Origin of the sequence: Lentzea sokolovensis (assembly GCF_033949975.1) — a bacterium.
GTDB classification, from domain to species: Bacteria; Actinomycetota; Actinomycetes; order Mycobacteriales; family Pseudonocardiaceae; genus Lentzea; species Lentzea sokolovensis.
In genome coordinates this window covers 63,512-88,405 of sequence record NZ_JAXAVU010000013.1, presented here as the reverse complement: position 1 = coordinate 88,405, position 24,894 = coordinate 63,512, and the positions used below count along the sequence as shown (strand labels likewise).

Here is a 24,894-nt window from a genome sequence, read left to right as displayed (position 1 = left end):
AACCGGAAAGGACTTCAGGCGGGCACGACCTGCACGCGGGTGCCGTTCAGCACGGCGGTGCCCGAGAGCGGGTCGATGCGGAGGTCGTCGGTGAGGAGGTTGACGTTCACCCCGGCGTGCTCACGGGCGACGGTGAGCCGCGTGCCGGGCTGGTCGTGGCCCCAGCCGTGCGGCATCGAGACGACGCCGGGCGCGATGTCGGCGGTGACCTCGACCAGCACCTCGATCTTGCCGACGCGCGAGGTCACCTGGGCGGTCGCGCCGTCGGTCAGGCCGATGCGGGTGGCGTCACCGGGGTTCACCAGCAGCGTGCACAACGGCTTGCCCTTCACCAGCGCGGGCACGTTGTGCATCCAGGAGTTGTTGGTGCGCAGGTGCCTGCGGCCGACGAGCACCAGCTCGGTCTCGCGGGCGCCCAGGGCCTCCCGGACGCGCGGCAGGTCGTCCACGATCGGCTGCGGGGTCAGTTCGACCTTCCCGGACGGCGTGCGCAGGATCTCCGGCAGGCGCGAGGTGAGCGGGCCGAGGTCGATCCCGTGCGGGTGGTCGAGCAACTGCCGCAGCGACACCCCGTACGCGCCGGTGCGGAGTTTGAGGTCCAGCAGGCGTTCCTCGCGCGTCTCGCCCTCGGGTTCGAAGTCGGCGCCGGCCTTCTTCTTCAGGTCGGCCAGCTGGAACGCGGCGATGGCGTCGAGATCCGCCGCCGGGCCCAGTCCGCTGAGGATCGTGGCGAGCCGGAAGAAGATGTCCGTCTCGTCGACCCTGCCCTCCTCCAACGGGATCGCGGCGCGCGAGTACTTCGCGACGTTGCGCACCGAGTTGTTGAGGAAAGCGATGTCGTAGTGGTCGCGGCGGGACGGCGGCGGCGTCGGCAGGATGACGTCCGCGTGCCTCGTCGTCTCGTTGAGGTACGGGTCGACGCTGACCATGAAGTCCAGTGAGGACAGCGCGTCGTTCACGCGGGCCGAGTTCGGCAACGACAGCGCGGGGTTGCCGCCGATCGTGAACAGCGCCCGCACCTGGCCCTCGCCGGGCGTCTCGATCTCGTCGACCATCGTCACGGCCGGGTACTCCCCCATCACCTCGGGGTGTCCCTTGACCCGGCTGTGCCAGCGGCCGATGCCGAAACCCTTGCCGCTGCCCGTTCCGCGCCTGCTGTGCGCGGGCAGCGGCCACATCACGCCACCGGGCCGGTCGAGGTTGCCGGTGAGGACGTTGAGCGTGTCGACCGCCCAGGACGCGACCGTGCCGAACTCGACGGTCGTCGTGCCGATCCGGCCGTAGACCGCGGCGCGTTCGGCTCCGGCCAACTGCCTTGCCAGTGCCCGGATCGTGTCGGCGTCGATGCCGGTGCGTTCGGCGACGGCGTCCGGGCTGAACGCCTCGACGTGCGCGCGGATCGCGGTGTGGTCGGTGACGTGCCCGGCGAGGTCCTTGAGATCGACCAGGTCCTGCGCGAACAGCTCGTGGATCAACGCCAGCAGCAGGAACACGTCGGTGCCCGGCCGGATCACGACGTGCTGGTCGGCGGCCTGCGCGGTGCGGCTGCGGCGCGGGTCGACGACGACGAACGCGCCGCCGCGTTTCCGCAGGTCCTTGAACCGGCCCGGCACGTCCGGGACCGTCCACAGGCTGCCGTTGGACGAGAACGGGTCCGCGCCCAGGACCAGCATGAAGTCGGTGCGGTCGATGTCGGGCACCGGGATCGAGAAGATGCTGCCGTACATGTGGCCGCACTGGACGTGCTTGGGCATCTGGTCGACGGTGCTGGCGGTGAAGACGTTGCGGCTGCCCAGGGCCTTGCGCAGAGGTCCGGCGTAGAGGCCGCCGGCGAGCGAGTGGACGACCGGGTTGCCGAGGTACATCGCGACGGAGTTGCGGTCGGGGAAGTCCTTCAGGCGATCATCGATGTACGCGAAGGCCTCCTCCCAGGTGGCCTCCTGGAACTCGCCGTCGCGCTTGATCAGCGGGGTGCTCAGGCGGTCGGGGTCGGCGTCGAGAGTGCCGAGCGAGGCGCCCTTGGGGCAGAGGAAGCCGCGGCTGAACTCGTCCTCGCGGTCGCCGCGGACCTTCGTGATGCGGTCTCCCTCGACCGTCAGCTCCAGCCCGCACGTCGCTTCGCAGAGCGGGCAGGTCGTGAACACGGTCCTCATGGGTCCCCTTAAGCGGCTTGTTACCAACGAGTACTAGCTGTCTGCCATCGGACGCAATCGCCCAGCCGAGGTCAACCCGAACAGCTCACTGACAGCCCTCGCGATCATGTCCGGCCGGTCGAGGGTGTGCTCGAAACGGAACCCGATGACCGCGCGTGAGCCGCCGAGCAGCCCCGTCAGTTTGATGGATTCGTCCTGGTCAGCGCCATAGCAGACGATCCTGCCGAACGGCGCCAGTGCGTCCAGTGAGGCCTCCAGGGTGCCACCGGGATCAAGCACCACGTCGACCTGTTTGCCCTCGTTCGCCCCGATCACGCGCTGTGCCAGACCGTCTCGACCGGAGTCCACGGCGACATCCGCGCCGAGCTTCACGGCCCGGCGCCGACGGGCCTGGCTCGTCTCCGTCGCGATGACCCGGCCGGCCGCGAAACTGCGGGCGAGCTGCACCGCGATCGCGCCGATCTCGCTCGCGGCGTCGTGCACCACGATCGACTCGTCCGGCCTGAGGTGCGCGCACGTGCGGAGGAGGTGCCATGCTGTCGTGCCCGCTCTCGCGAGAGTCAGCGCCTGTGCGTCGGTGACGCCCGCGGAGACCGGCAGGCGCAGGCGACCGGCGACGACCACCACGCGGCGTCCGCCGTCCTCCACGCGGACCTCGTCGGCCGCCTCGGCTGTGCGCATGCCCTCCATCTCACGACGTCGTGGTGACGGGCTGTAGTGCGGCTTCCACAACAGCTAAGAATCCGCGCCGTGGGTCCAGGTGGGTACGCCCTGCCGCGAGGTATGGCGATCGGGTGTGCGCCGGTGCAGCATGTGGCGGTGAACGCCACTTTCCGCACCGCGGTCACGATCGCCCTGGTGGCGATCGCTTACTACGCGACGGCGAAGGTCGGCCTCGTCCTGGCGCTGGTCAAGGGGCAGGTCACCCCGTTGTGGCTGCCGACGGGGATCTCCGTGGCCGCGCTGCTGATGACCGGCCGCAAGGTCTGGCCCGGCATCGCGCTCGGCGCGCTGTCCGCCAACCTCGCCCTCGGCGCGGGACCCGTCGCGATCGCGATGATCACCGTGGGCAACACGCTCGCGCCGCTGACCGCGTGGTACCTGCTGACTCGGTTCGGGTTCCGGCCCGCGCTGAGCCGTCTGAAGGACGCGATTCTGCTCGTGTTCGCGGGCGCGCTCGGGGCGATGCTCGTCAGCGCGCTGGTCGGCGCGGCGGCGTTGAAGATCGACGGTGTCGTGCCGTGGAGCGAGGTGCCCGCCGTGCTGGCGGTGTGGTGGACCGGCGACGCCATGGGCGTGCTGATCTTCACGCCGTTGCTGATCACCCTGCCCGGCCGCTGGACCGTCTCCCGCCGCCGTCTCGCTGAGGCCGGGGCGCTGCTCGTGATGACGGCGGTCCTCGCGGCCTACGTGACGACGTCCGAGCTGCGACTGCTGTTCCTGGTGTTCCCGATGCTGATCTGGGCGGCACTGCGGTTCCAGCACGCGATCGCCGCACCGTGCGCCGCGATCATCTCGGTGGCCGCGGTGATGTCCGCGGCCTCCGGGCAGTTCTCCGACGCCGGGCTGCTGACCACGATGATCGTGCTGCAGGCGTTCAACGGGTCGGTGGCGCTGACCGGGCTGATCCTGAGCGCCATCACCAGCGAGCGCAACGAGGCCAGGAGGTCCATCGAGCGGGCCTGCGAGCAGCTGGCCGAGACCGTCGCGCGCTACCAGCAGGACGGTGTGCGCAAACGGCTCGGCCGCGTCGTGCCGCCCGGTTAGCGGAACCAGGTCCCGCCACCCGTTCGCCGGTGGCCGAGCGCGCGGTAGACGGCGTCCACGAGGGACTGGCCGCGTTCGTTGACGCCCAGGCCCGGGCCCTGCCGGTTCATCGCGTAGCCGAACGAGACCCGCGCTCCGGGGTCCGCGAACCCGAGCGAGCCGCCCATCCCGTTGTGCCCGAAGGCCTCTTCGGAGATCAGCAGGCCCTCGCGGTCGTTCGGCGGCAGGTGGGTGTTGTCGGTGGCCTTCTGGAACCCGAGCGCGAACCGGGTCGGCACCAGGACGACCTCGTCCAGTCCGGCGACGGCCACGTTCGACATCTGCGGGAGCTGGGACTCCTCGACCAGGCGCACGCCGTTGTAGGCGCCGCCGAGAGCGAGCGGCCGGTACACACCGGCGAGGCCGCGGGCGTTCGAGATGCCGCCGATCGCACCCATCTCGGCGGCGTGGGCCTGGCGGGAGTCGGACTCGCCGGGGGCCATGTAGCCACCGTTGTTGAGCAGCATCAGGCCCGGCACCGAGTCCGGCCGGGTCAGCGCGGTGACGAACAGCGACGGCAGCAGGATGCCCGGCTGCGTCGGGTCGACCGGGATGGTGTGGGCGACGTGCGGTTCGAGGTCCTCCGGCAGACCCATCCAGAAGTCCAGGCCGAGCGGGCCGGAGACCTCCTTCTCGAAGAACCGGCCGAGCGACAGGCCCGTGACGCGGCGGACGATCTCGCCGACGAGGAAGCCGAACGTCAGGCCGTGATAGCCGTGGCGCGTACCCGGTTCCCACAACGGCGGTTGCGCGGCGAGCGTCGAGGTGATCAGGTCCCAGTCGTAGAAGGCGCCATCAGGAAGCGGTGTGGTGACGGCGGGCAGGCCGGCCTGGTGCGCCAACACGTGCCGGACGAGCGTCGCGTCCTTGCCGTTCGCGCCGTACTCCGGCCAGTACTTCACGACCGGTGCGTTCAGGTCCAGCTCACCGCGCGAGGCCAGGATGTGCGCGCACAGTGCGGTGGCGGCCTTGGTGCACGACCACACGTGGACGATGGTCTCCTCGGACCAGAGGCGGCCGGTGGCGGGATCGGCGACACCGCCCCAGAGGTCCACGACGGGCTCGCCGTCGAGCGTCACGTGCACGGAAGCCCCGACCTCGCCGCGTTCGGCGAAGTTGCGTTCGAACTCGGTGCGCACCTCAGCGAACTTCGGGGTGCATGTTCCCTGGATCGACATTGATCCTCCTGGGCGGGCGGCGGTGGTCTCCAGGGCATCACCAGGCGGATCCACGGGGCAGTAGGGAACCCTCATCGACTAACGCGTCGAGTCCGGTGACTTGCACCTGGAGTGACTGATCCGCTGCGGAAAGCGGCGTGGAAGACTTCGGAGCAGCCGAAGTCCCGCCGGGAGGCCGTCATCGCCGACACTCCACCGCGCACCACACCGCTCGTGGGCCGCGAACCGGAACTGCGCGCCGTGCTCGACCGCGTCGACCAGGCGCCCGCGACCGGGCTCGTCGTGGTCCAGGTCAGCGGCGAGCCGGGGATCGGCAAGACGTCGTTGCTCGCGGAGATCGCCCGGCGGCTGCGGGAGCGGCGGTGCGGGGTGCTGGCGTCGGCGTCGGACGTGCTGGGCAAGCGCATCCCGTACGGCGCGGTGGCGGCGCTGATCCGATCGCTGCCGCCGGACACGATCCGGGCGGACGCCCTGGCGGCGTTGGAGATCTCGGGCACCGAGGATTCCGGGGCGTGGTTCGGGCGCGCGTGCGACCGGGTGGTGCGGCTGCTCACCGAGCTCACCGCGACACGCCCCGCGGCGTTGCTGATCGACGACCTCGACCACGCCGACGACGACTCCCTCGCACTGCTGACGCTGGTGCTGCGGCGTCTGTCCTCCGCGCCGCTCGTGCTGGTGACCGCGAGCCGGTCCGCCGACGCGGTGCTGCTGGACCGCGTCGAGCCGTACGCGGAGGTCGTGCACCTCGACCTGGCCCCGCTGTCGGGTGCGGACGTCGCGCGCATCGTCGAGGCCGTTCTGCAGACCTCGGTGGACGAGGGGCTCGCCCGCGAGGTCCGGCAAAGGTCCGACGGCAATCCGTTCTTCGTCACCGAGATCGCGCGCTCGCTGCGGGAGCTCGATCTGGTGACGGTGGACGGCAACCGCGCCCGGCTCGCGGTGTCGCCGGACGCGATCCGGCTGACCCGGCGTGAGGCGTTGCTGCGTCGTGTCGCCCCGCTGGAGAACGAGACGCGGCTCGTCGCACGGGCGGTGTCGGTGTTCCGGCGCGTGCGGCTCGACCAGATCTCGTTGCTGGCACGGGTGGCATCGCTCCCGGAGGAGACGGTCGTCGCGGCGTTCGACGAGTTGCTGCGCGTGCACATCGTGGTGCACGACGACAACGGCTACCGCTTCTCGCACGCTCTCGTCGGTGAGGCGCTCTACCACGAGGTCGGCCCGGCGCAACGCCGTCACCTGCACGCGCTGATCTCGGCGCGGCTGCTGGACGATCGCGAGCAGGGCCTGCCCGTGGACCTCCTCCAACTCGCCTGGCACCTCGCCGAGTCCGCCGCTCCCGGTGACCGCGTGGCCGTCGGCGTACTCGCCGAGGCCGCGACTCATGCCCGTGCGTCCGCGCCCGAAACCGCTGCCGCGTTGTGCTTCAGGGCTCTGCAGTTGTTGCCGCGCAACGCCCCTGAACGCGCCGAACTGCTGGCACTGCAATGCCGTGTGCTGGCGCGCGCCTCCCGTCCGGCGTTGGCGATCGACCCCGGCCTCGCCGCCTTGGAGTCCCTCCAACCAGGCTCCGAACGCACTCGCGTCGCCACCGCCGTGATCTCGTCGCTCTTCTCGGTCGGCCGCACGGCAGAAGCCATGGCATTGGCAGACGTCGAAGTCGCGCGCGGAGATGCACCGGCGTCGTTGGAGGCCCAACGCGCCGTGCTCCTCGTCTACAACAACCGCCACGACGACGCCGTCTCCGAGGTGGCCCGCGTCGAAGCGCTGCCGATCAGCTCCCCGGCCGAGGGCGTGATCGTCTTCGAGCACCTCGCGATGCTCACCTCGCTGCTGTTCCAGCACGATCGCACCGTCGAGTACGCGAACCGGGCGCTGGCGCACAGCAATGGCCAGCCGATGCTCGAACTCCAGGCGCTCTCCGTCTGCGCCTCGATCTCCGCACTGGCCGGTCTGGTGCACGACGCGTCGTGGCGCGTCCGCCGGGCGGAGGAGCTCCTCGACCAGGTCGGCTCCCACGGTTTCCGCGCCGAACGGGCCGCATCGCGGGTGGCGCTCGACTGGCTCGGCGGCCGCTGGGACGCGGCCCTCGACGGCATCGGCCGCTGGTTGCCCGACGTCGAGGCCGCGCAGGCCGACCAGGCACTCGGGGTGCTGCAGGCGATCGAGCTGTCCATCCGCACGTGGCGCGGCGAGCTCGACGTCGCCGCGCGGCTCGCCTCGCTGCCCGCGCCGCAGTCCGTGAACATCTCGCGCCTGCACGCGGTGTCGCTGGCCGAGTACCTGATCGCGCGGGGCGAGGCCGACGAGGCGTACGCGTTGCTGGACGACAACGTCGGCGCCGGCCTGGAAGCCGCCTACTCGTGCGTGCTGGTGGCGCGGATGATCGAGCTCGACCTGGAACGCGGGCACCCGGAGGCGGCGGAGAAGACCCTGGCCCGGCTGTCCGACGTGTCCGCCACGCGAGTGTCGCCGTGGTCGCGCACCACGCTCCGCCGCGTGACCGGGATCGTTCGCCGGGACGTGGAATCGTTGCGGGAGGCGGTGTCCGAGGCCGCGCTGGGCGGCCTGGAGTTCGAGAAGGCACGCGCGCAGCTCGCGTTGGGCGAGGTCTCCGACGACGAGGCGCCGATGCTGGTCGAGGCCTACACGGCGTTCCAACGCCTGGGCGCGCACGGGTTGCGGCGCCAGGCGGGCACTCGGCTGCGGGCGCTGGGCGCCAAGGTGCCTCGCGCGCGGTCGAAGGCGCCGGGCCTGCTCACCGAGGCCGAGGAGAACGTGGCGCGGCTGGTGCAGCAGGGAATGCGCAACCGGGACATCGCGGCGGCGCTGCACTACAGCCCGCGCACGATCGAGGTGTACCTGTCGCGGATCTACGCGAAGCTGCACGTCTCGTCACGGCTGGAGCTCGCCCGCGTGCTGGACGCGATGCAGCAACGCTGACGCAGGGGTCCCCCTGAGCTGGGAACCCCTGCTTCACAACGTGCTCAGCAGGTCTGACAAGATCGTTCAGGCGGTCAGAACGGCTTCGTCTCCGCCGCGATCTCGCCCAGGATGTCGCTCAACGGACGGGCCGACTGCGCGCCCAGCGAAGCAGCCGCGCCCGGAGGCACGGTCTCCGCGATGTCCGTGCCGGCACACGTCACCCGCGAGGCCGGCAGGATGCCGGACACCAGGTACTTGTTGACCAGCGCGTCGACGCAGGCGTTGCGGCGCAACGCGTAGTGGCCGTGCTGGCCGTCGTTGGACACGCTGATCAGCGGCTGGCTGAGGTGCTCCGCCATGACGCGGCCGTTGGCCAGCGGGGTCTGGGTGTCGCCGTCGGAGTTGACCACGAGGCCCGCCGGGTACTTGCGGGTGATGGCCGGGATCTTCTCCGGGCGCTGGAAGGCGCGGAACGTGCAGTTCGTCGGCGCCATGTAGTCGACGGTGCCGCCGTAAGGGTTGGTGTCGCGCCAGCGCTTCATGTCGTTGTAGTAGGTGTTGACGTCGCTGAACCAGTCCCACTCGCACACCACGGCCTGGAAGGTGCCGGCCGAGGTCGGTTCGATGTCGCCCTTCTTCAGCGCCGCCACGATCGCGGACGCCTCGGCGGGGTCGGCGACGCCCGCCTTGATCGAGGCGATGTGGCGGGAGAACGCGGCCCAGGAACGGCGGTAGCGGGTGGCGCCGACGGCGTAGTCGAAGGAGGTCACGTCGGAGTAGCCACCGTACGGGGCCGTCTTCAGCTTCTCCGCGATCTTGTCGAGCTCGGCGCGGACGGCGGCGGGCGTGGTGCCGAGACCGTAGGTGCCGTTGCGGGCGGCGGTCCACTCCGTCCACTTCTTGAGGTTGTCGGTGATCGCGTCCGCCACGTCGACGTCCTGCTCGTGCCACGTCTTCAGCGGGTCCAGTGCGGAGTCGAGCACGCTGCGGTCGAGGAACTTGGGGAACATCGAGCCGTAGACGGCGCCGAGCTGCGTGCCGTAGGAGTAGCCGACGTAGGAGATCTTCTTCTCCCCCATGGCTCCGCGGATGACGTCCATGTCGCGGGCGGTGTTCATGGTCGAGATGAACCGGCGCATCTCACCGCCGCCGCGCTGGCAGTTCTCCTCGACGGCGCGGGCGTAGTCCGACCAGTTCGCGAGCTGCGAATCCGTTGGGCGCGAAGGGAACTCGTCGTCGGACGGTGTCGAGATGCAGCGGATCTGCGTCGACCGGCCCACACCGCGCGGGTCCATGCCGATGACGTCGTAGATCTTCAACATCTCGGTCTGGGCGTTGAACCAGTGCACCGCGCCCAAACCGGAACCACCGGGGCCGCCCGGGTTGGTCATCAGCACGCCTCTGCGGCGTGCGGGATCGGTGGCCTTCTTGCGCGAGATGGCGATTTCCAGGTTGCCGTTGCCCGGGTTCTTGTAGTCCATCGGCACGATGACCGTGGCGCACTCGACCCCCGTCGAGGGCGTGACCCACCCGGCCGGGCACTCGGCCCAGGCGACCGTCTGGCTGTAGTACTCGTCCAACGGTCCCGGCGCCGCCTGGGCCGTTCCCACCAGTGACATGAACAGCGGAGCGACCAAAGCCGCCGCACCCCAACGCTTCCTCACCGCGTACCCCTCACGATCGTCGGCCAGCGACAGAACGCTTCCGCAGTGGACGACCCGATCGACACCCCCGAAGGTCGGGTGAAATTCACCGCACCTCGCACACCTCGTAGGTCAGCACGAGACCGTCCAGAACGCCCTTCGCGACGGCCTGCACGCGGTTCAACCAGCGGTAGCGGTCGTCGCCGGTCTCGAACAACGGGGCGGCGTACAGCGGCGCGCCGAAGCCATTCGAGACGTCAACCCGCCCTGAGTAGTGCAAATACACCAACGCGTCGTCGTGAGTGCGCAGGACGGAGCGCACGTCGAGGGTCGCCGTGCCGTCCGGGCCGATGGTCAGCCAGTCCGCGCTCGACGAGCCGTGCACGACACCGGAAATCCGGTCGCCGGAGAACGTTCCCGACTCGACCTCGTAGATGAAACGATCGCCGACAGGCGTTTTCGGCAACCTCAAAGGCTTTCGCAACTGCGCGGTCATGACGCCCAAGGGCACGAGTTCCATGGCGGCGAAATTATTCGACACGGTGTCGAGAAACAACGAACGCCGCTTATCTACTGGGGAACCCCGTACACCGAACGCAGCCACACCGCGGTCAGCGTCTCGACCACCTCGCGGTCGCGCGCCGCCGACCTCCGCGAGAGCGAGAGGCTGTAACACATGGACTCGTTCATCGTGACCAGCACGGTGGCGAGAGCACGCGCGGCCGGCGGACCCGGCACCGCGATCCCGGCCTCCCGCTCGATCTCGATCTGCTGCGCCGTCGAGTCCACGAACCGCCGCGCCACCCCGGACCAGAAGCCGCGCATCAGTTCGCTCGTGTCCCGCGCCCGCACCGCCGCGCGCAGCACCGGACCGTGCGCCCGCCACAACGCCACGGTGCCCGCGATCGCGCGCCGGATCGAATCCTCCGGCGGTTCACTGCCCCGCCGCAGCCACAGCGCCGCCGAGTCGTACAGGCCTTCCGCGACCCGTTCCGACAGCGCGTACAGCACGGCCTCGCGCGATTCGTAGTGGAAGTAGAAGGTGGAACGGGAGATTCCCGCGCCGGAGGTCAGTTCGTCGACGGCGATGTCGTCGAGCGACCGCGTCTCGAGCAGGTGCTCGGCGGTGTCGAGAATGGCCTGCGAGGTCAGGTCGCCCTTGCTCCGCTTTCGCCGGGAACCGGCTCCGGTCGCCGGTGGCGCACCGGCCGGACGTGGGGACATGGCGGACATCATGGTTGATCGCTGGAGCTCCAACAACAAAAACCGCGTGATGGTTCCGGATGAGGTAGGAAGAGGTATGGATCCGGTCAAGGCGTTGAAGCAGGTGGCCTTCCACCTGGAACGAGCCGGCGAGCCGACCTACCGCGTCCAGGCGTTCCGCAACGCGGCCGCCGTCCTCGCCGAGCTGGACCCCGCCGACGTCGAGAAGCGCGCGAAGCTCGGCACGCTCACCGATCTCAAGGGCGTCGGCAAGTCGACGGCCGGTGTCGTCGCGGACGCGCTGGCGAATCGCGAGCCCGCCTATCTGGCGAAGCTGCGGCACGTCGACATCACCGGCGGCGAGGAGCTGCGGGCGAAGCTGAAGGGCGACTGCCACGTCCACTCCGACTGGTCCGACGGCGGCAGTCCGATCAGGGACATGGCCGAGGCGGCGCGCGATCTCGGCCACGAGTTCATGGTGCTGACGGACCACTCGCCGCGGCTGACCGTCGCGAATGGACTGAGCAGGAACAGGCTCGAGAAGCAGCTCGAGGTGGTCGCCGAGCTGAACGCCGACCTGGCGCCGTTCGTGATCCTCACCGGCATCGAGGTCGACATCCTCGACGACGGCTCGCTCGACCAGGACGAGGACCTGCTGGCACGGCTCGACGTCGTGGTGGCGAGCGTCCACTCGAAACTGAAGATGCCCCGCAACGAAATGACGCGCCGGATGGTCAACGCGGTCAAGAACCCGCACGTCGACATCCTCGGCCACTGCACGGGCCGGCTGGTCGTCGGCAAGGGCCGCCCCGAGTCCCAGTTCGACGCGGAGAAGGTCTTCGAGGCCTGCGCAGAACACGGCACGGCGGTCGAGATCAACGCACGGCCGGAACGGCTCGATCCCCCGCGCAGGCTCCTCAGCCTGGCCGTCGACGCCGGGTGCACGTTCTCCATCGACAGCGACGCGCACGCGCCCGGCCAGCTGGACTGGCTGAACTACGGCTGCGCGCGGGCGGAGGAGTGCGGTGTCGATCCGGACACCGTGATCAACACCCGGCCCGCATCCCGGCTGCTGTCCGGGTGAGGTGCTCGTACCAGGACACGAGCGGCCCGGTGTCGGCCAGCGCGCGGGTCAGCGCCACCCGGCACAGGTCGCGGACGGGCTCGGGGTCCCACGCGGCCACCAGGTCGTCGAGCGACCCCAGTGAACCCAGCGCGTACCGCTCCAGGCCCGCGCAGATCGGCACGACCGTTCCGTCGGCCGTGACCACGAGCGGATCGACCCGCACGAACGCCGAGGGGTCCGCTCGCAGCAGGGCGGCGGACGTGACGTCGAACTGGACCTCGACGGCGGCGTCCTCGGCGATCCGGTTCAGCTCCACGGCCGCGTAGACCAGGTCGACCCGATCGACGCCGTACGGCCGCACGCGCACCTTGCGGGCGCCCTCCCCCACGGCTTCGGCGGCCAGGCCTCGCAACAGGAACACGTTGTCCGGCACTAGATCGATCAACACCGTCACGCGGTGCCCGTCGGCGGCGTACCCGCTCACCTCGTCCAGCGCGACCACGAGCTCGGCTCCCGGCACGGCGGCGAGCCAGCGAGGGTCGTGGACCTCGACTCCCATACCTGTACTGAGCGTTTCCCCGGAGCGGAAATACCTCCGTGCCGCAGCCACCCCTGAGGGGGATTTTCCGGCAGTTCACCCAGTAGCCGCCAAACGATCACCGCGTGCGGCTCATTTGAGCCCTACCCTTCGCGACGGCCCATGTCCGCCCACCACCACAAGGACAGGCATGTCACGTCGCAGGGCTCCCCTAGCCGTGCTCTCCACCGTCATCGTCACGGCGGCCACACTCACCGCCTCCACCGCGGCTCAGGCTGCCACAACCACGTTCACCCCCACCGCCGACACCTACGTCGACAACGGGTCGACCGGCACGAACTACGGCACGTCCGGCCAGCTCGGCATCGACAACTCGCCGACCAAGCGGTCGTTCCTCAAGTTCACGGTCTCCGGGATCACCGGCAGCGTCAGCAACGCCAAGCTGCGCATCCACACCGACGACGTCTCGGGCGCGGAAAGCCCGAACGGCGGCACGTTCCGGGCGATGTCCACCGTCAGCTGGACCGAGACCGCGGTGACCTGGGCCAACCAGCCCGCGATCGACGGCGCCACGCTCGGTTCCCTCGGCTCGGTCGTGCGCAACGCCTGGTACGAGGTCGACGTCACCAGCTACGTCACGGGCAACGGCACCTACAGCATCGGCATCACGTCCAGCAGCACGGACGGCGCCGACTACGACTCGCGCGAGAGCGGGTCGACCGCACCTCAGCTCGTCGTCACGGACGGCACGATCCCGCCTCCCGGCGACCCGGTCTGGGTCGGCGCGGGCGACATCGCCGACTCCGGTTCCGGTGACACCGCGACGGCCGCGCTGCTGGACAACATCCAGGGCACGGTCTGGACCACGGGCGACAACGCCTACACCAACGGCACCGCCTCGGAGTTCGCCAACTACTACGAGCCCACGTGGGGCCGGCACAAGGCGCGCACCAAGCCGTCGCCGGGCAACCACGACTACAACACCAGTGGCGCCACCGGTTACTACAACTACTTCGGCGCACTGGCCGGGCCGTCGGGCCGGGGTTACTACTCCTACGACCTCGGCAACTGGCACATCGTGTCGCTGAACTCCAACATCAGCATGTCGGCGGGCAGCGCGCAGGAGCAGTGGCTGCGCCAGGACCTGGCGGCGAGCACGAAGCCGTGCACCGCGGCGTACTGGCACCACCCGCTGTTCACCAGCGGTGCCAACCACGCGCCCTCGACGGCCACCCGGCCGTTGTTCCAGGCGCTGTACGACGCCAACGCCGACGTGGTGGTCTTCGGGCACAACCACCAGTACGAGCGGTTCGCCCCGCAGAACCCCACGGGCGGGCTGGACAACTCGCGTGGCATCAGGACGTTCGTCGCAGGTATGGGCGGCGCCGGTGCCTACGGCTTCGGCACGATCAGGCCGAACAGCGAGGCCCGCAACACCGGCACCCAGGGCGTGCTGAAGCTGACGCTGCACAGCAACAGCTTCGACTGGCAGTTCGTCCCGGTCGCGGGCAAGACCTACACCGACAGCGGCACCACCAACTGCCACTGACGGACCGCTGGAGGCCGCTGATGTACCTGTCCACGATCGACAAACCGAAGTCAGCGAACTGGAAAGGGCTGAGCGGCAACGTCTTCGCGCTCGGCACGGTCAGCCTCATCACCGACGTCTCGTCGGAGATGGTGGCCGCGATCCTGCCGCTGTACCTCGTCATCGGCCTCCAGCTCAGTCCGGCCGCGTACGGGCTGATCGACGGCGTCTACACCGGCGCCACCACGCTCCTCAGACTCGCCGGCGGCTATCTCGCCGACCGCACGAACAAGCGCAAGGCCGTGGCGGGCTTCGGTTACGGCCTGTCCGCCGTGGCCAAGCTCGGACTCCTGGCCGCAGGCAACTCCCTGACCGCGCTGGGTCTCGTGATCACCGCCGACCGTGCGGGCAAGGGTCTGCGGACCGCCCCGCGTGACGCGCTGATCACCCTCTCCACACCGAGCGGCGACCTGGGCCGGGCGTTCGGCGTGCACCGGGCGATGGACGGCATCGGCGCGTTCGCCGGGCCGCTGGTCGCGATGGCCGTGCTCGCGGCCTCCGCCCAGTCGTTCGACGCCGTGTTCGTCACCAGCTCCTGCATCGCCGCGTTCGGCGTGCTGGTCCTCGTGCTCTACGTGCGGGACCGGCCGGAGCCCGTGCGGCGCAAAGAACCTCTCAAGCTCTCCCTGCTCAGGGACCCGGCCGTCCGCAAGATCGTGCTGGCCGCGTCGCTGCTCGGCCTGGTCACCATCGGCGACGGGTTCGTGTACCTGTTGCTGCAGAAGCGCGAAGGGCTGGCGTTCGGCTGGTTCCCGCTGCTCGCCGTGGGCACGAGCCTGGTCTACCTGCTGCTCGCCGCACCGCTGGGCGCACTCGCCGACCGGGTCGGCAGGCTCAAGGTCATGCTGGCCGGGTACGGCGCGCTGACCGTCGTCTACCTGTTGCTGCACGGACCTCTGGGCGGCTGGCCGCTTCTCGTGCTGGTCGTGCTGCTGTACGGCGTCTTCTACGCCTGCACGGACGGCGTGCTGATGGCGCTCGCGGGCCCGGTCCTGCCGGAACGCCTGCGCACCACCGGCATCGCGCTGATCCAAAGTGGACAGGCGCTCGCCTACCTCGGCTCGTCCGTGCTGTTCGGCCTCGCCTGGCAGTTCTGGAGCCCCGAGGCCGCCACCAGGATCGCCGCCGGCGCGGTGGTCTGCGCCCTGATCGCCACCGCCGCACTGCTGGGACGCCGCTCATGAACAAGCGTTTGCTGATCACCCTGACCGCCGCCGTCCTGCTCGGCGGCGTCGCCGTCGGCTACACCGCGCTGTCCGGCGCCACCCCGGACGGCGCCGCGCAGTCCGTGCCGGCCGGTGCCGGGCCGCGGTTGATGGTCCTGAGCAACGGCAAGCTCTCCACGGTGTCCCGCACCGACCCTGCCGGTTCGCGCGAGGTCACCGAACAGCGCTGCGACCGCGTGTACTCGGCCGCGGGCACGATCTCCTGCCTGCGTCCTGCCGGAGCGTTGAAGGCCAGCGAACTGGCCGTGCTCGACAGCGATCTCAAGGAACTCAAAACCGTTCCGCTGACCGGTTTCCCGAACCGGACGCGGGTGTCGGCCAGTGGCCGGATGGTGGCGTGGACGCTGTTCGTCGACGGGCATTCCTACGCCGCCAACGGGTTCTCCACCAGCACAGGCATCCTCGACACCAAGACCGGCACGCTGGTCACGTCCCTGGAGGAGTTCGCCGTCGAGGGCATGCCGCAGCGGCCGGTCGACACGAACTACTGGGGCGTCACGTTCACCGCCGACGACAACCGCTTCTACGCCACCATGTCCACCGGCGGACACCGTTACCTGCTCGAAGGCGACTTCGCGGCGCGCAAGGTCCGCCCGCTGACCGACGCGGACGACGTCGAGTGCCCGTCGCTGTCCCCGGACGGCACCCGCATCGCCTACAAGAAAGCCGTCGGCGGCGACCCGCAGAAGGGCTGGCGGGTGTCCGTTCTCGATCTGGCGTCTCGCAGGATCACCGAGCTCGCCGAGACTCGCAGCGTCGACGACCAACCGGCCTGGGTCGACGACAGGACCGTCGCGTACGGCATCCAGCGCGACGACGGCCTGAACGACGTGTGGGCAGTCCCGGCGGACGGCACCGGCACGCCCGCGGTCCTCGTCCCCGAAGCCAGCTCACCGGCGCCGATCAGTTAGTGGCGTGGTCCGGAACGTTGCCGGGTGGATTCGCGGTCAGAAGGGTGCATCGTGGTGCTGAGCGTGAATACGCCACTCCGGCAGGATTGGGCAAGAGCGCGACAGCATCGATCTCCTGTCACCCCTGTTCAAGCTGATCTGATGAGTCCATCGCCAGAACAGCGAAACGAACAGAAGGTAGGAACAGATGAGCGTCGAGCACGGCTTCCACGCCACCCTGACCGCACAGCCCGGCAAGCGCGACGAGGTGATCGAGTTCCTGCTCGACACGCCGTCGCTGACGAACGACGACTGCGTGGTCTTCCTGGTCGGCCGCTCGACCACCGACCCGGACGTCGTCTACGTGACCGAGGGCTGGACGACGGCCGAGGCGCACAGCGCGTTCTTCGCCACCGAGGAGGCGCAGGCGCTCGTCGCGAACCTCCAGACCCTGCTGGCCGGCGAGTCCACGTACTCCGCCGAACTGCCCGTCGGCGGCAAGGCGGCGTTCTGATGTCCCGCCCCGCCCTCGACCCCGAACTGCGCACGCTGCTCGCCGACGTGCCGTTGGGGACCGAGCTCACCCACGAGTTGGTCCAGCAGATCCGCCAGATGCCGTCGCCGCCGTTCAAGACCGACGCCGAACAGCACGACGTGACGCTCGGCGAGATCACGCTGACCGTCTTCCGCCCCGAGGAACTCACCGAACCCGCGCCGTGCGTCTACTGGATCCACGGCGGCGGCATGGTGATGGGAGACCGGTTCTCGCAGATCGACATTCCGCTGGAGTGGCTGGCAGAACTCGGCGTCGTCGTGGTCACCGTGGAGCACCGCCTCGCACCGGAGGCGACCGGCACGACGCTCGTCGAGGACTGCTACCGAGGTCTGTTGTGGACGGTCGAGAACGCGGAGTCGCTCGGCATCGACCAGGTCGTCGTGGCGGGCATCAGCGCCGGCGGCGGCCTGGCCGCCGGAGTCACGTTGATGGCCCGCGACCTGGACGGACCGGAGATCGCGGCCCAGGTGCTGATCTGCCCGATGCTCGACCACCGCAACAACACCACGTCCAGCGCGCAGTACTCCGGTGATCCCGCGGTGTGGACGCGCGAGATGAACGAGTTCGGCTGGCGGTCGGTGCTCGGTGATCTCGCGGACGTTCCCCATCACGTGTCACCGGCTCTGGCCGAGGACCTGTCCGGGTTGCCGTCCACGTACATCGACACCGGGACCGCGGAGGTGTTCCGGGACGAGGACGTCGACTACGCCACCCGGATCTGGGCGGCGGGAGGAGACGCCGAACTGCACACGTGGGCAGGCGGGTTCCACGGCTTCGACGCGCTCTACCCGGACGCACGGCTTTCCGTCACTGCGAGGCGAACCCGCACCGAGTGGCTCGCGCGCAAACTGGGCTAGGCCGTGTCCTGCAAGTTCGTCCGGCGAGAGGCGCGGGCGAGAGACCCGGAGGCGGTGCCGCCGCAGCGCCTTCATACCGGGCCCGTATTCAGGTGCTGCGGCGGTGCCGTCTCCGGGGCCCTCGGCCGCCACTATCGCCCGACGAGACTTGCAGGACACGGCCTAGGCGGGCAGCGGACGCATCCGGTCCGGCATGTGTGCGCGGAGAGTGTCGTGCAACGCGCACACTTCGTCGGCGTCCAGCAGAACGGACCCCGTCTCGCACGCCAGCACCGCTTCGCCGGTGCGCTGGTCGGGCACGTACCGCAACTCCACGTCCGGCACGGTGCACGACTCCGCCTGACGAATCGCCGCCAGCAACTCCGCCACCCGTTCGTACCCCAGCCGCGCGCTCCAACGCGACGCGGCCAGGGGACGAACGAACAACCGAAGTCCTCCAGCGGATCGGCGAACCTCGACGCACGACAACACCGCTAACAACCTCCTACAAGCTCACCAGCGAGCCTAGTCAGCGATGTCCGTTTTCAGCGTCGGGTGTCACCCGTTCGGTTCATTGGTAGCAGGGCTTCTCGAACTTGAAATCTTTTGCCGTGGAACCGGTGAAGAAGTCCTCTACCAGCGTCACTCCGGTCGGAGCGGCGTCGTCGGGCTTGTAGAGGGTCGACTGACGGAACAGTGCGTCCTGGGGCGAAGCGGAGAAATTGCCCGCACCCGAAGGAAGCATGCCCTCGTAGTCCACCGAGGTGAGCTGGCGCACAGCGGCGAGCACACCGGCACGCGTCAGATCCTTGTTGGAGGCAGCCTTTTCCAGTGCGGCCTTGAGCGGGTACGCCCACACCCAACCGGCGGTGTAGCCGTCGTTCGGCGTCACACCCGGCAGTGCGGCACGCATCGCGGTGTGGCCCACGGACTCGGTGCCCCACGACTTCCACGGCGCCGACTGCATGTACAGCGCCTTGATCGCGGGCGCGGCCGGCGACTTCAGCAGACCGGGATTCCACGTCGGCGAGGTGCCGATGAACTTGCCCTTGAAGCCACGGGCGGCGGCCTGTCCGATGATCACGGCCGCGTCGGTCGGTCCGGTCGTCAGGATCACCAGGTCCGGCTTCTTCGACACCACGGCGTCGATCGCACCGCCCTGGTTGTCCTGGCCGGCCGTGGTGGTCACGTTCTCGAACGTCAGCCCGCGCTTCTCGGCCGCGATCTTCGTCCCGGCCGCCGCGTCGTCGCCGTAGTCACCGGCGTTGTGCACGGCCATGACGGACTTCACGCCCATCTTCTCGGTGGCGTAGTCGACGGCGTTCATGGACTCGACGCAGTAGTTCGCGCCGGACTCCAGCACGACCTCCTCGTGGCCCCACAACGAGGTCCACGACGCCGGCACCGAGACCATGGGGGTCTTCTCGAGGTCCGGCAGGATCGCGACGGTCGTGGGAGAGCCCAGCGTCTGGGTCAGCGCCAGGACGTTGCCCTTGATCTCCTGGTAGACCTGGTTGTGGATCTGCGGGTTGTACTTGTTGTCCTTGACGTACTTGGTGACGTCGACCTCGTAGCCGCCGATGCCGCCCTTGTCGTTGACGCGCTTCCAGAACGCCTTCTGCGAGTCCGTGATCGGAACGGCCAGGGTCTTGAACGGGCCCTCGGTGAGGTCCGAGATGGTGCCGAGGTAGATGCAGCCCTTGGACTTGTCGACGGCGTTGGGGCAGGCCTCCTTCGTCACGCCGACGTCGACCTTGATGCCGCCCGCACCCTCCTGAGGTGCGGCGCCATCCCCTCCTCGACACGAGGCAAGAAGCAATGCCCCTACGAATATCACTGCAAGTCTCTTACCGGACATGGGGATTCTCTCCTCAGTACGAGAACGGCCAGGTGCGCCAGTAGTTGCGGACGCGGACCCAGATGCCGAACAACCCGCGTGGCTCGACGATGAGGAACACGATGATGAGCACGCCGTAGAGCACGGCTTCCAGCTGGAAGACCGTGATCACGCCGGTCGCGTCACCACTGATGAACGGCAGCACCGCGGGGAGCTCCCTGGTGATGCGTGGCAGCAGGGTGATGAAGAGCGCGCCCATGATCGCTCCGGAGATGGTGCCCGCGCCGCCGATGAGCACCATCGCGATGTACTGCACTGACAACAGCAGGCTGAACGAGCCCGGATCGAAGAACCCGTTCACCACGAACAACAACGCGCCCGCGACACCCGCGTAGAACGAGGACACCGCGAACGCCAGGACCTTGTACTTCGTCAGGTCGACGCCGATCACCGACGCGGCCAGGTCCCGGTCCCGCACCGCCGCGAACGCTCGCCCGACCCGCGAGCGCACCAGGTTCCGCGCCAGCACACCGAAGATCACCAGCAGCACGAACATCAGCAGGTACAGCTGCTGTGCCGCCGTGAACATCCCGTTGTCCTGGTCCAGCCGCACCCCGAAGAGCTCCGGCACGGCCGCGGGCCGCCCGACCCCTGGGCCGCCGGTCAGCGACGTCCACTCCCGGAACACGTGCTCTCCCAGGAAGACCAGCCCCAGCGTCACGATCGCGAGGTAGAGGCCCCGCAGCCGCACCGCCACCGGCGCCACCAAGACGCCGAAGAGCGCGGCCACCAGCCCCGCGGCCAGCAGCCAGATCGGCAGCGACGTGATGCCGAAGCCGATCACCCGCCCGGTCTCGGGACCGCTGAGGGCCGCGGCCGTGTACGCACCGATCGCGAGGAAGAACGCGTGCCCCAACGAGACCTGGCCCGCGTACCCCGTGACGATGTTCAGCCCGATCGCGCCGATCGCCGCCACGAACCCGGTGGCGAGCAGCTGCAACAGGTCGTCGGTGATCATGAACGGCAGGACCAGGGCGACAACGACGAGTCCACTGGTCCACGCGCGTTTGGGACGCGTGTTCAGGAAACCCATGTCCTGTTTGTAAGAGGTGTACAGCTCAGGACGACCCTTCACAGCCGTTCCACCTCCTTCTTGCCGAACAGTCCGTACGGTCTGACGAGCAAAACGAGCAGCATCAACGCGTACGGCGCGACCAGCCCGAAGTTCGACCCGAGCCACGGCGCGAAATCACCCTGGTAAGTACCGAAGAGCGACTCGACGACACCGACCGCGAGCCCGCCGACCACCGCCCCGCCCAACGACTCCAGGCCGCCGAGGATGATCGCGGGCAGGGCTTTCAGCGCCACGATCCAGAGCTGCTGGTCGACACCCGCGCCCGTCGCGACGAACACACCGGCCAGTGCGGCGAGACCGCCCGCCAGCGCCCACGACAGCGCGAACACCGAGCCGACCGAGATCCCCTGCGCCAGCGCGACCTCCTGGTCGTAGGCGACCGCCCGCATCGCGAGCCCGATCCGCGAGTAGCGGAAGAACGCGAACAACGCGACCGTCACGACCGCGGTCGTCGCGATCATCACGAGATACCGCTGCTGCACCTCGGCGCCCAGGAAGTTCACCGTGTTCAGGCCCCACGGGTCGCCGACCTGACGGACGTCGAGGCCGATGAACGCGTTCGTCACGACTCTCACCACGACGTCCACGCCGATGGTGATGATCGCGACCACGAACACCGGTTTGCCGACCATCGGCCGCAGCACCGTGCGTTCGACGCCCAGCGCCAGCACCGCGATCACCACGGCGGCAACGAGAACCGCCCCGACGAAGGACACCGCGGGTGAGAGGTACGAAACCAGTACCGCGCCCGCCAGCATGAACGCCGGCTGCGCGAAGCTGATCACCTGCGTCGACTTGTAGATGATCACGAAGCCGAGCGCGAGCAACGAGTAGATCGATCCGGTGCCGAGACCCCGAATCAAGGACTGGAGAAACTCATCCATACATGCTCTCCACGAGGTCGTCGAACATCTTGCCCAGCGCGGATCTCTTGACCTTCTGCGTCGCGGTCAGCTCGCCGTCCTCGTGGTCGAGCTCCTTGGGGAACATGCGGAACTTCTTGATCTGCTCGACCGTCGCGAACTTCTCGTTCGCCTCGGTCACGATCTCCTGCACCAGTTCCAGGACCTCGGGTTTCTCCGACAGGTCCCGGTAGGTGGTGTAGGTGATCCTGCGTTGCTGGGCCCAGTGCCCGACCGTCTCGAACTCGATGCCGATCAGCGCCACCAGGTACTTCCGCTGGTCGCCGATCACCACGGCCTCCTTGATGTACGGGGAGGTCTTCAGCGCGTTCTCGAGCTCGGACGGCGCGATGTTCTTGCCGCCCGCGGTGATGATGATGTCCTTCATCCGGTCGGTGATCTTCACGTGCGTGCCGTCGACCCATTCGCCGACGTCACCCGTGTGCAGCCAGCCGTCGCTGAGCACCCGTTGGGTGGACTCGGGGTCCTGCCAGTAGCCCGCGAACGTGCCACCGTGCCGGGTGAGGATCTCGCCGGTCTCCTCGTCGATCCGGAGCTCGGTGCCGGGCTGCGGCTCGCCGACCGTGCCGATCTTGACGCGTCCCGGCCGGTTTCCCGTTGCCACGGCGGTGTTCTCGGTCATGCCGTAGACCTCGTGCATCGGCACCCCGATGCCCATGAAGAACTTCAGCACGTCCGGCGCGATCGGCGCGGCTCCGGACGCCGCGTACCGGACGTGCCGCATGCCGATCCTGGCCTTCAGCGCCCGGAAGCAGAACAGCCAGCCCAGCGCGTAGATCAACCGGCTCCTGCCGGTGTGCCTGCCGCCGTTGTGCACCAGCGTTTCGCCGATGCTCTCCGCGCGCTTGAGCCAGAACCGGCTCGTCGTGCGCTTGAGCCGGGAAGCCGACGACACCCCGATCGTGACACCCGCCAGCACCTTCTCCCAGATGCGCGGAACGCCGAACAGGATCGTCGGCTGCACCTCGCGGAGATTCGCCTGCACCGTCTCGATCGACTCGGCGAAGTGGACCTGCACACCGCTGGCCGCGCTGAACCACGTCGTGAAGATGCGCTCGGCCACGTGGCACAGCGGCAGGTAGGACAGTGTGACGTCAGTGGAGGACGGCGGTGGCGAAGTGAAACCGCCGCCCTCCACCAGCACGTGGACGGCGAACTCGACGTTGGCGACGGTGAGCATCGCGCCTTTGGGCGGTCCGGTGGTTCCGGACGTGTAAATCAACGTCATGACGTCGTCGGGCTCGGTCTGCGCCATGCGGTCGGCGAGCTCACCGGAGAACGAGTCGCGGTGCTGCGCGCCCAGCGCCAGGAAGTCCTCCCAGGCCAGGAGTTTCGGGTTGTCGTAGCGGCCCTTGATCCCGCGTGGCTCGACGTAGACGATCCATTCCAGGTCGGGCGTGTCCTCCAGCACCAGCAACGCCTTGTCGACCTGTTCCTGGTCCTCGGCGATCAGGATCCGCGCGCCGGAGTGCGACAGGAGGTAGGCGACCTCGGACGCGGGGTTCGTCGGGTAGAGCCCGACCGTGATGCCCCGGGCCGCGACGATGCCGAGGTCGGCGTAGAGCCATTCGCGCCGGTTCTCGGAGTGGATCGCGACCCGTTCACCCGGTTGCAGGCCCAGTGCGAGCAACGCGTGCCCGACCAGTTCGACGTTCGCCCAGTAGCAGGACCAGCTGACCTCCTGCCAGATGCCGAAGTCCTTGGCCCGCAAGGCGATCTGATCGGGCGTGCTCACGGCCCTGTCCTTGACGCGCGTGACTACCGTCGTGGTCATGGCGTCACGCTCTTGTGCTGCTCGCCGAGGTACGCGCGGATGACGTCGGGATCCTGCTGCACCTCCGCGGGCGTGCCGGTGCGGATCGGGCGGCCGAAGTCCATGACCATCACGCGGTCGGCGAGGTCCATCACGAGGCCCATGTCGTGCTCCACCATGATCATCGGGATGTTCAGCTCCTCGCGGACGTCGAGGATGAACCGGGCCATGTCCTCGGTCTCCTCGACGTTCATGCCGGCCACCGGCTCGTCGAGCAGCAGGAGCTTGGGCTCCATCGCGAGCGCCCTGCCCAGTTCGACGCGCTTCTGCACGCCGTAGGGCAGCAGGCCGACCGGGAACCGGCGCCACTGTTCCAGTTCCAGGAAGTCGATCACGTCCTCGACCGCGGCCCTGTTCTTCAGCTCCTCGTCGCGCGCTTTGCCGAGCCAGAAGAACGCCGACAGCGCGCCGTACCGCATGTGGTTGTGGCGGCCGAGCATGAGGTTGTCGACGACGGTGAGGTGGGAGAACAGCTCGATGTTCTGGAACGTGCGGGCCATGCCCCGCGCGGCGATGCGGTGCGGCCGCATGCCGATCAGGTCGTCGCCGTGGAACCGCACGGTGCCCTGCTGCGGCCGGTAGACGCCGCTCAGGACGTTGAAGATGGACGTCTTGCCGGCGCCGTTCGGGCCGATGATGGCGAAGAGCTCGCCCTCCTCGACGCTGAACGACACCCCGTCGACGGCGACGACCCCGTTGAACGCGAGCCGGACGTCGGTGACCTCCAGAACGCTCACGACAGCCACCTCTTCCTGCGCTTGTAGTGCTTGACCGCACGGAACGAGGAGGTGCCGAGACCGAGGTAGAACTCGCGGATGTCGTCGTCGGCGAGAAGCGCCTCGGCCGGCTTGTCCATGACGACCTTGCCGGTCTCCAGCACGTAGCCGTGGTCGGCGATGGACAGCGCCATGCTGGCGTTCTGCTCGACCAGCAGGACCGTGGTGCCCTGCTCGTTGATCTTCACGACCAGGTCGCGGATCTGCTGCACGAGCAACGGCGCGAGGCCGAGACTGGGCTCGTCCAGCAGGAGGTAGGACGGTTCCGACATGAGCGCCCGGCCGATCGAGAGCATCTGCTGCTCACCGCCGGACAGATAGCCCGCGCTCTGTCTTCGCCTTTCCAGCAGCCGCGGAAAGAGCTCGTAGCAGCGGTCCAGGTTCTGCTTGAGCCGCTTGGGTCTCGCGTGGCCGCCGACCTTGAGGTTCTCCTCGACGGTCAGCTCGGCCAGGATCCTGCGGCCCTCCAGAGCCTGTTTGATGCCCCGGTCCGCGATCTTCGCCGGTGAGAGGCGGTGGATCGGTTCACCGTCGAGCGTGATCGAGCCCTTGGTGACCTTGCCGTCGTGCACGTCGAGCAGGCCGCTGAAGGCCCTCATCAACGTCGTCTTGCCTGCTCCGTTGGCTCCGAGCAGTGCCACGACCTTGCCCTGGGGCACCTGCAGGCTCACGCCTCGGAGCACCAGCATCACGTCGTCGTAGACAACCTCAAGGTTGTTCGCCTCGAGCACCAGCGCCTCCTAGGGGGCGTTTACATACCGCGCAGTATGCCGCTCTTGTTACATGGATCACATAGCGATTTGAC

Annotated in this window: 22 protein-coding genes; 8 read left to right on the top strand and 14 right to left on the bottom strand. The window is 68.8% G+C overall.

All coding sequences use genetic code 11. The features are described from left to right. Nucleotides 1-14: 14 nt before the first annotated feature. Both SK854_RS31580 and SK854_RS31575 read right to left on the bottom strand, forming a co-directional pair. Nucleotides 15-2,153, bottom strand: coding sequence for a molybdopterin oxidoreductase family protein (locus SK854_RS31580; RefSeq protein ID WP_319978776.1), 2,139 nt, complete (start codon nucleotides 2,151-2,153; stop codon nucleotides 15-17). A 33-nt stretch (nucleotides 2,154-2,186) separates the two neighbouring features. Further along, complete coding sequence (locus SK854_RS31575) at nucleotides 2,187-2,834, bottom strand: zinc-binding alcohol dehydrogenase family protein (protein WP_319978775.1); 648 nt, start codon at nucleotides 2,832-2,834, stop codon at nucleotides 2,187-2,189. A gap of 138 nt (nucleotides 2,835-2,972) precedes the next feature. On the opposite strand from SK854_RS31575, the gene SK854_RS31570 reads away from it, so the two are divergent. Beyond that, nucleotides 2,973-3,920 (top strand): MASE1 domain-containing protein, encoded by a 948-nt coding sequence (locus SK854_RS31570; RefSeq protein ID WP_319978774.1) that lies wholly within the window; start codon nucleotides 2,973-2,975, stop codon nucleotides 3,918-3,920. On the opposite strand, the gene SK854_RS31565 is transcribed toward SK854_RS31570, so the two are convergent. Beyond that, a complete protein-coding gene (locus SK854_RS31565; RefSeq protein ID WP_319978773.1) occupies nucleotides 3,917-5,137 on the bottom strand; it encodes a serine hydrolase domain-containing protein in 1,221 nt (406 codons plus the stop codon). The genes SK854_RS31570 and SK854_RS31565 overlap by 4 nt on opposite strands. Nucleotides 5,138-5,248: 111 nt before the next feature. On the opposite strand from SK854_RS31565, the gene SK854_RS31560 reads away from it, so the two are divergent. Beyond that, complete coding sequence (locus SK854_RS31560) at nucleotides 5,249-8,077, top strand: ATP-binding protein (RefSeq protein ID WP_319978772.1); 2,829 nt, start codon at nucleotides 5,249-5,251, stop codon at nucleotides 8,075-8,077. 74 nt (nucleotides 8,078-8,151) lie between these two features. On the opposite strand, the gene SK854_RS31555 is transcribed toward SK854_RS31560, so the two are convergent. From SK854_RS31555 to SK854_RS31545, 3 genes are all read right to left on the bottom strand, one after another. Then, complete coding sequence (locus SK854_RS31555; protein ID WP_319978771.1) at nucleotides 8,152-9,723, bottom strand: alpha/beta fold hydrolase; 1,572 nt, start codon at nucleotides 9,721-9,723, stop codon at nucleotides 8,152-8,154. Between the two features lie 85 nt (nucleotides 9,724-9,808). Then, nucleotides 9,809-10,222: a DUF3237 domain-containing protein gene (locus tag SK854_RS31550; RefSeq protein WP_319978770.1), complete on the bottom strand. Its 414-nt coding sequence runs from the start codon at nucleotides 10,220-10,222 to the stop codon at nucleotides 9,809-9,811. A gap of 50 nt (nucleotides 10,223-10,272) precedes the next feature. Further along, nucleotides 10,273-10,926 carry a TetR/AcrR family transcriptional regulator gene (locus tag SK854_RS31545; protein ID WP_319978769.1) on the bottom strand — a complete coding sequence of 218 codons (654 nt, stop codon included), beginning with the start codon at nucleotides 10,924-10,926 and terminating at the stop codon, nucleotides 10,273-10,275. A 76-nt stretch (nucleotides 10,927-11,002) separates the two neighbouring features. Between SK854_RS31545 and SK854_RS31540 the strand changes: the two genes are divergently transcribed. Further along, nucleotides 11,003-11,989 carry a PHP domain-containing protein gene (locus tag SK854_RS31540; RefSeq protein ID WP_319978768.1) on the top strand — a complete coding sequence of 329 codons (987 nt, stop codon included), beginning with the start codon at nucleotides 11,003-11,005 and terminating at the stop codon, nucleotides 11,987-11,989. Here the strand turns inward: SK854_RS31540 and SK854_RS31535 are convergent. After that, on the bottom strand, nucleotides 11,952-12,530 hold the full coding sequence (locus SK854_RS31535; RefSeq protein WP_319978767.1) for a hypothetical protein: 579 nt from the start codon (nucleotides 12,528-12,530) through the stop codon (nucleotides 11,952-11,954). The two genes, SK854_RS31540 and SK854_RS31535, sit on opposite strands and share 38 nt — an antisense overlap. Nucleotides 12,531-12,699: 169 nt before the next feature. On the opposite strand from SK854_RS31535, the gene SK854_RS31530 reads away from it, so the two are divergent. From SK854_RS31530 to SK854_RS31510, 5 genes are all read left to right on the top strand, one after another. Continuing rightward, nucleotides 12,700-14,058 carry a CBM96 family carbohydrate-binding protein gene (locus SK854_RS31530; RefSeq protein ID WP_319978766.1) on the top strand — a complete coding sequence of 453 codons (1,359 nt, stop codon included), beginning with the start codon at nucleotides 12,700-12,702 and terminating at the stop codon, nucleotides 14,056-14,058. A gap of 20 nt (nucleotides 14,059-14,078) precedes the next feature. After that, the gene (locus SK854_RS31525) at nucleotides 14,079-15,281 is read left to right on the top strand and encodes an MFS transporter (protein WP_319978765.1); all 1,203 of its coding nucleotides are present in this window, start codon (nucleotides 14,079-14,081) and stop codon (nucleotides 15,279-15,281) included. After that, the gene (locus tag SK854_RS31520) at nucleotides 15,278-16,234 is read left to right on the top strand and encodes a hypothetical protein (RefSeq protein ID WP_319978764.1); all 957 of its coding nucleotides are present in this window, start codon (nucleotides 15,278-15,280) and stop codon (nucleotides 16,232-16,234) included. The genes SK854_RS31525 and SK854_RS31520 overlap by 4 nt, the downstream gene beginning before the upstream one ends. Nucleotides 16,235-16,421: 187 nt before the next feature. After that, the gene (locus SK854_RS31515; RefSeq protein WP_319978763.1) at nucleotides 16,422-16,727 is read left to right on the top strand and encodes a putative quinol monooxygenase; all 306 of its coding nucleotides are present in this window, start codon (nucleotides 16,422-16,424) and stop codon (nucleotides 16,725-16,727) included. Further along, complete coding sequence (locus tag SK854_RS31510; protein WP_319978762.1) at nucleotides 16,727-17,626, top strand: alpha/beta hydrolase; 900 nt, start codon at nucleotides 16,727-16,729, stop codon at nucleotides 17,624-17,626. The genes SK854_RS31515 and SK854_RS31510 overlap by 1 nt, the downstream gene beginning before the upstream one ends. Nucleotides 17,627-17,788: 162 nt before the next feature. On the opposite strand, the gene SK854_RS31505 is transcribed toward SK854_RS31510, so the two are convergent. The 7 genes from SK854_RS31505 to SK854_RS31475 form a co-directional block, all read right to left on the bottom strand. Beyond that, the gene (locus SK854_RS31505; RefSeq protein ID WP_319978761.1) at nucleotides 17,789-18,052 is read right to left on the bottom strand and encodes a hypothetical protein; all 264 of its coding nucleotides are present in this window, start codon (nucleotides 18,050-18,052) and stop codon (nucleotides 17,789-17,791) included. Nucleotides 18,053-18,176: 124 nt separating this feature from the next. Beyond that, entirely contained in the window at nucleotides 18,177-19,346 is a 1,170-nt protein-coding gene (locus tag SK854_RS31500) for an ABC transporter substrate-binding protein (protein WP_319978760.1), read from the bottom strand. A 130-nt stretch (nucleotides 19,347-19,476) separates the two neighbouring features. Beyond that, nucleotides 19,477-20,535: a branched-chain amino acid ABC transporter permease gene (locus tag SK854_RS31495; protein ID WP_319978759.1), complete on the bottom strand. Its 1,059-nt coding sequence runs from the start codon at nucleotides 20,533-20,535 to the stop codon at nucleotides 19,477-19,479. A 38-nt stretch (nucleotides 20,536-20,573) separates the two neighbouring features. Continuing rightward, nucleotides 20,574-21,461 (bottom strand): branched-chain amino acid ABC transporter permease, encoded by an 888-nt coding sequence (locus SK854_RS31490; RefSeq protein ID WP_093604813.1) that lies wholly within the window; start codon nucleotides 21,459-21,461, stop codon nucleotides 20,574-20,576. Continuing rightward, nucleotides 21,454-23,274 (bottom strand): AMP-dependent synthetase/ligase, encoded by a 1,821-nt coding sequence (locus SK854_RS31485; protein ID WP_319978758.1) that lies wholly within the window; start codon nucleotides 23,272-23,274, stop codon nucleotides 21,454-21,456. The genes SK854_RS31490 and SK854_RS31485 overlap by 8 nt, the downstream gene beginning before the upstream one ends. Continuing rightward, a complete protein-coding gene (locus tag SK854_RS31480) occupies nucleotides 23,271-24,050 on the bottom strand; it encodes an ABC transporter ATP-binding protein (RefSeq protein WP_319978757.1) in 780 nt (259 codons plus the stop codon). Before SK854_RS31480 ends, SK854_RS31485 begins: the two co-directional genes overlap by 4 nt. After that, nucleotides 24,047-24,823, bottom strand: coding sequence for an ATP-binding cassette domain-containing protein (locus tag SK854_RS31475; RefSeq protein ID WP_442916867.1), 777 nt, complete (start codon nucleotides 24,821-24,823; stop codon nucleotides 24,047-24,049). The genes SK854_RS31480 and SK854_RS31475 overlap by 4 nt, the downstream gene beginning before the upstream one ends. Between the last annotated feature and the right edge of the window lie 71 nt (nucleotides 24,824-24,894).

Coding starts and splice junctions, on each gene's coding strand:
- SK854_RS31530 (WP_319978766.1), top strand. CDS start 12,700: ATGTCACGTCGCAGGGCTCCCCTAGCCGTGCTCTCCACCGTCATCGTC.
- SK854_RS31520 (WP_319978764.1), top strand. CDS start 15,278: ATGAACAAGCGTTTGCTGATCACCCTGACCGCCGCCGTCCTGCTCGGC.
- SK854_RS31495 (WP_319978759.1), bottom strand. CDS start 20,535: ATGGGTTTCCTGAACACGCGTCCCAAACGCGCGTGGACCAGTGGACTC.
- SK854_RS31515 (WP_319978763.1), top strand. CDS start 16,422: ATGAGCGTCGAGCACGGCTTCCACGCCACCCTGACCGCACAGCCCGGC.
- SK854_RS31565 (WP_319978773.1), bottom strand. CDS start 5,137: ATGTCGATCCAGGGAACATGCACCCCGAAGTTCGCTGAGGTGCGCACC.
- SK854_RS31485 (WP_319978758.1), bottom strand. CDS start 23,274: ATGACCACGACGGTAGTCACGCGCGTCAAGGACAGGGCCGTGAGCACG.
- SK854_RS31575 (WP_319978775.1), bottom strand. CDS start 2,834: ATGCGCACAGCCGAGGCGGCCGACGAGGTCCGCGTGGAGGACGGCGGA.
- SK854_RS31540 (WP_319978768.1), top strand. CDS start 11,003: ATGGATCCGGTCAAGGCGTTGAAGCAGGTGGCCTTCCACCTGGAACGA.
- SK854_RS31510 (WP_319978762.1), top strand. CDS start 16,727: ATGTCCCGCCCCGCCCTCGACCCCGAACTGCGCACGCTGCTCGCCGAC.
- SK854_RS31545 (WP_319978769.1), bottom strand. CDS start 10,926: ATGTCCCCACGTCCGGCCGGTGCGCCACCGGCGACCGGAGCCGGTTCC.
- SK854_RS31535 (WP_319978767.1), bottom strand. CDS start 12,530: ATGGGAGTCGAGGTCCACGACCCTCGCTGGCTCGCCGCCGTGCCGGGA.
- SK854_RS31550 (WP_319978770.1), bottom strand. CDS start 10,222: ATGGAACTCGTGCCCTTGGGCGTCATGACCGCGCAGTTGCGAAAGCCT.
- SK854_RS31490 (WP_093604813.1), bottom strand. CDS start 21,461: ATGGATGAGTTTCTCCAGTCCTTGATTCGGGGTCTCGGCACCGGATCG.
- SK854_RS31580 (WP_319978776.1), bottom strand. CDS start 2,153: ATGAGGACCGTGTTCACGACCTGCCCGCTCTGCGAAGCGACGTGCGGG.
- SK854_RS31525 (WP_319978765.1), top strand. CDS start 14,079: ATGTACCTGTCCACGATCGACAAACCGAAGTCAGCGAACTGGAAAGGG.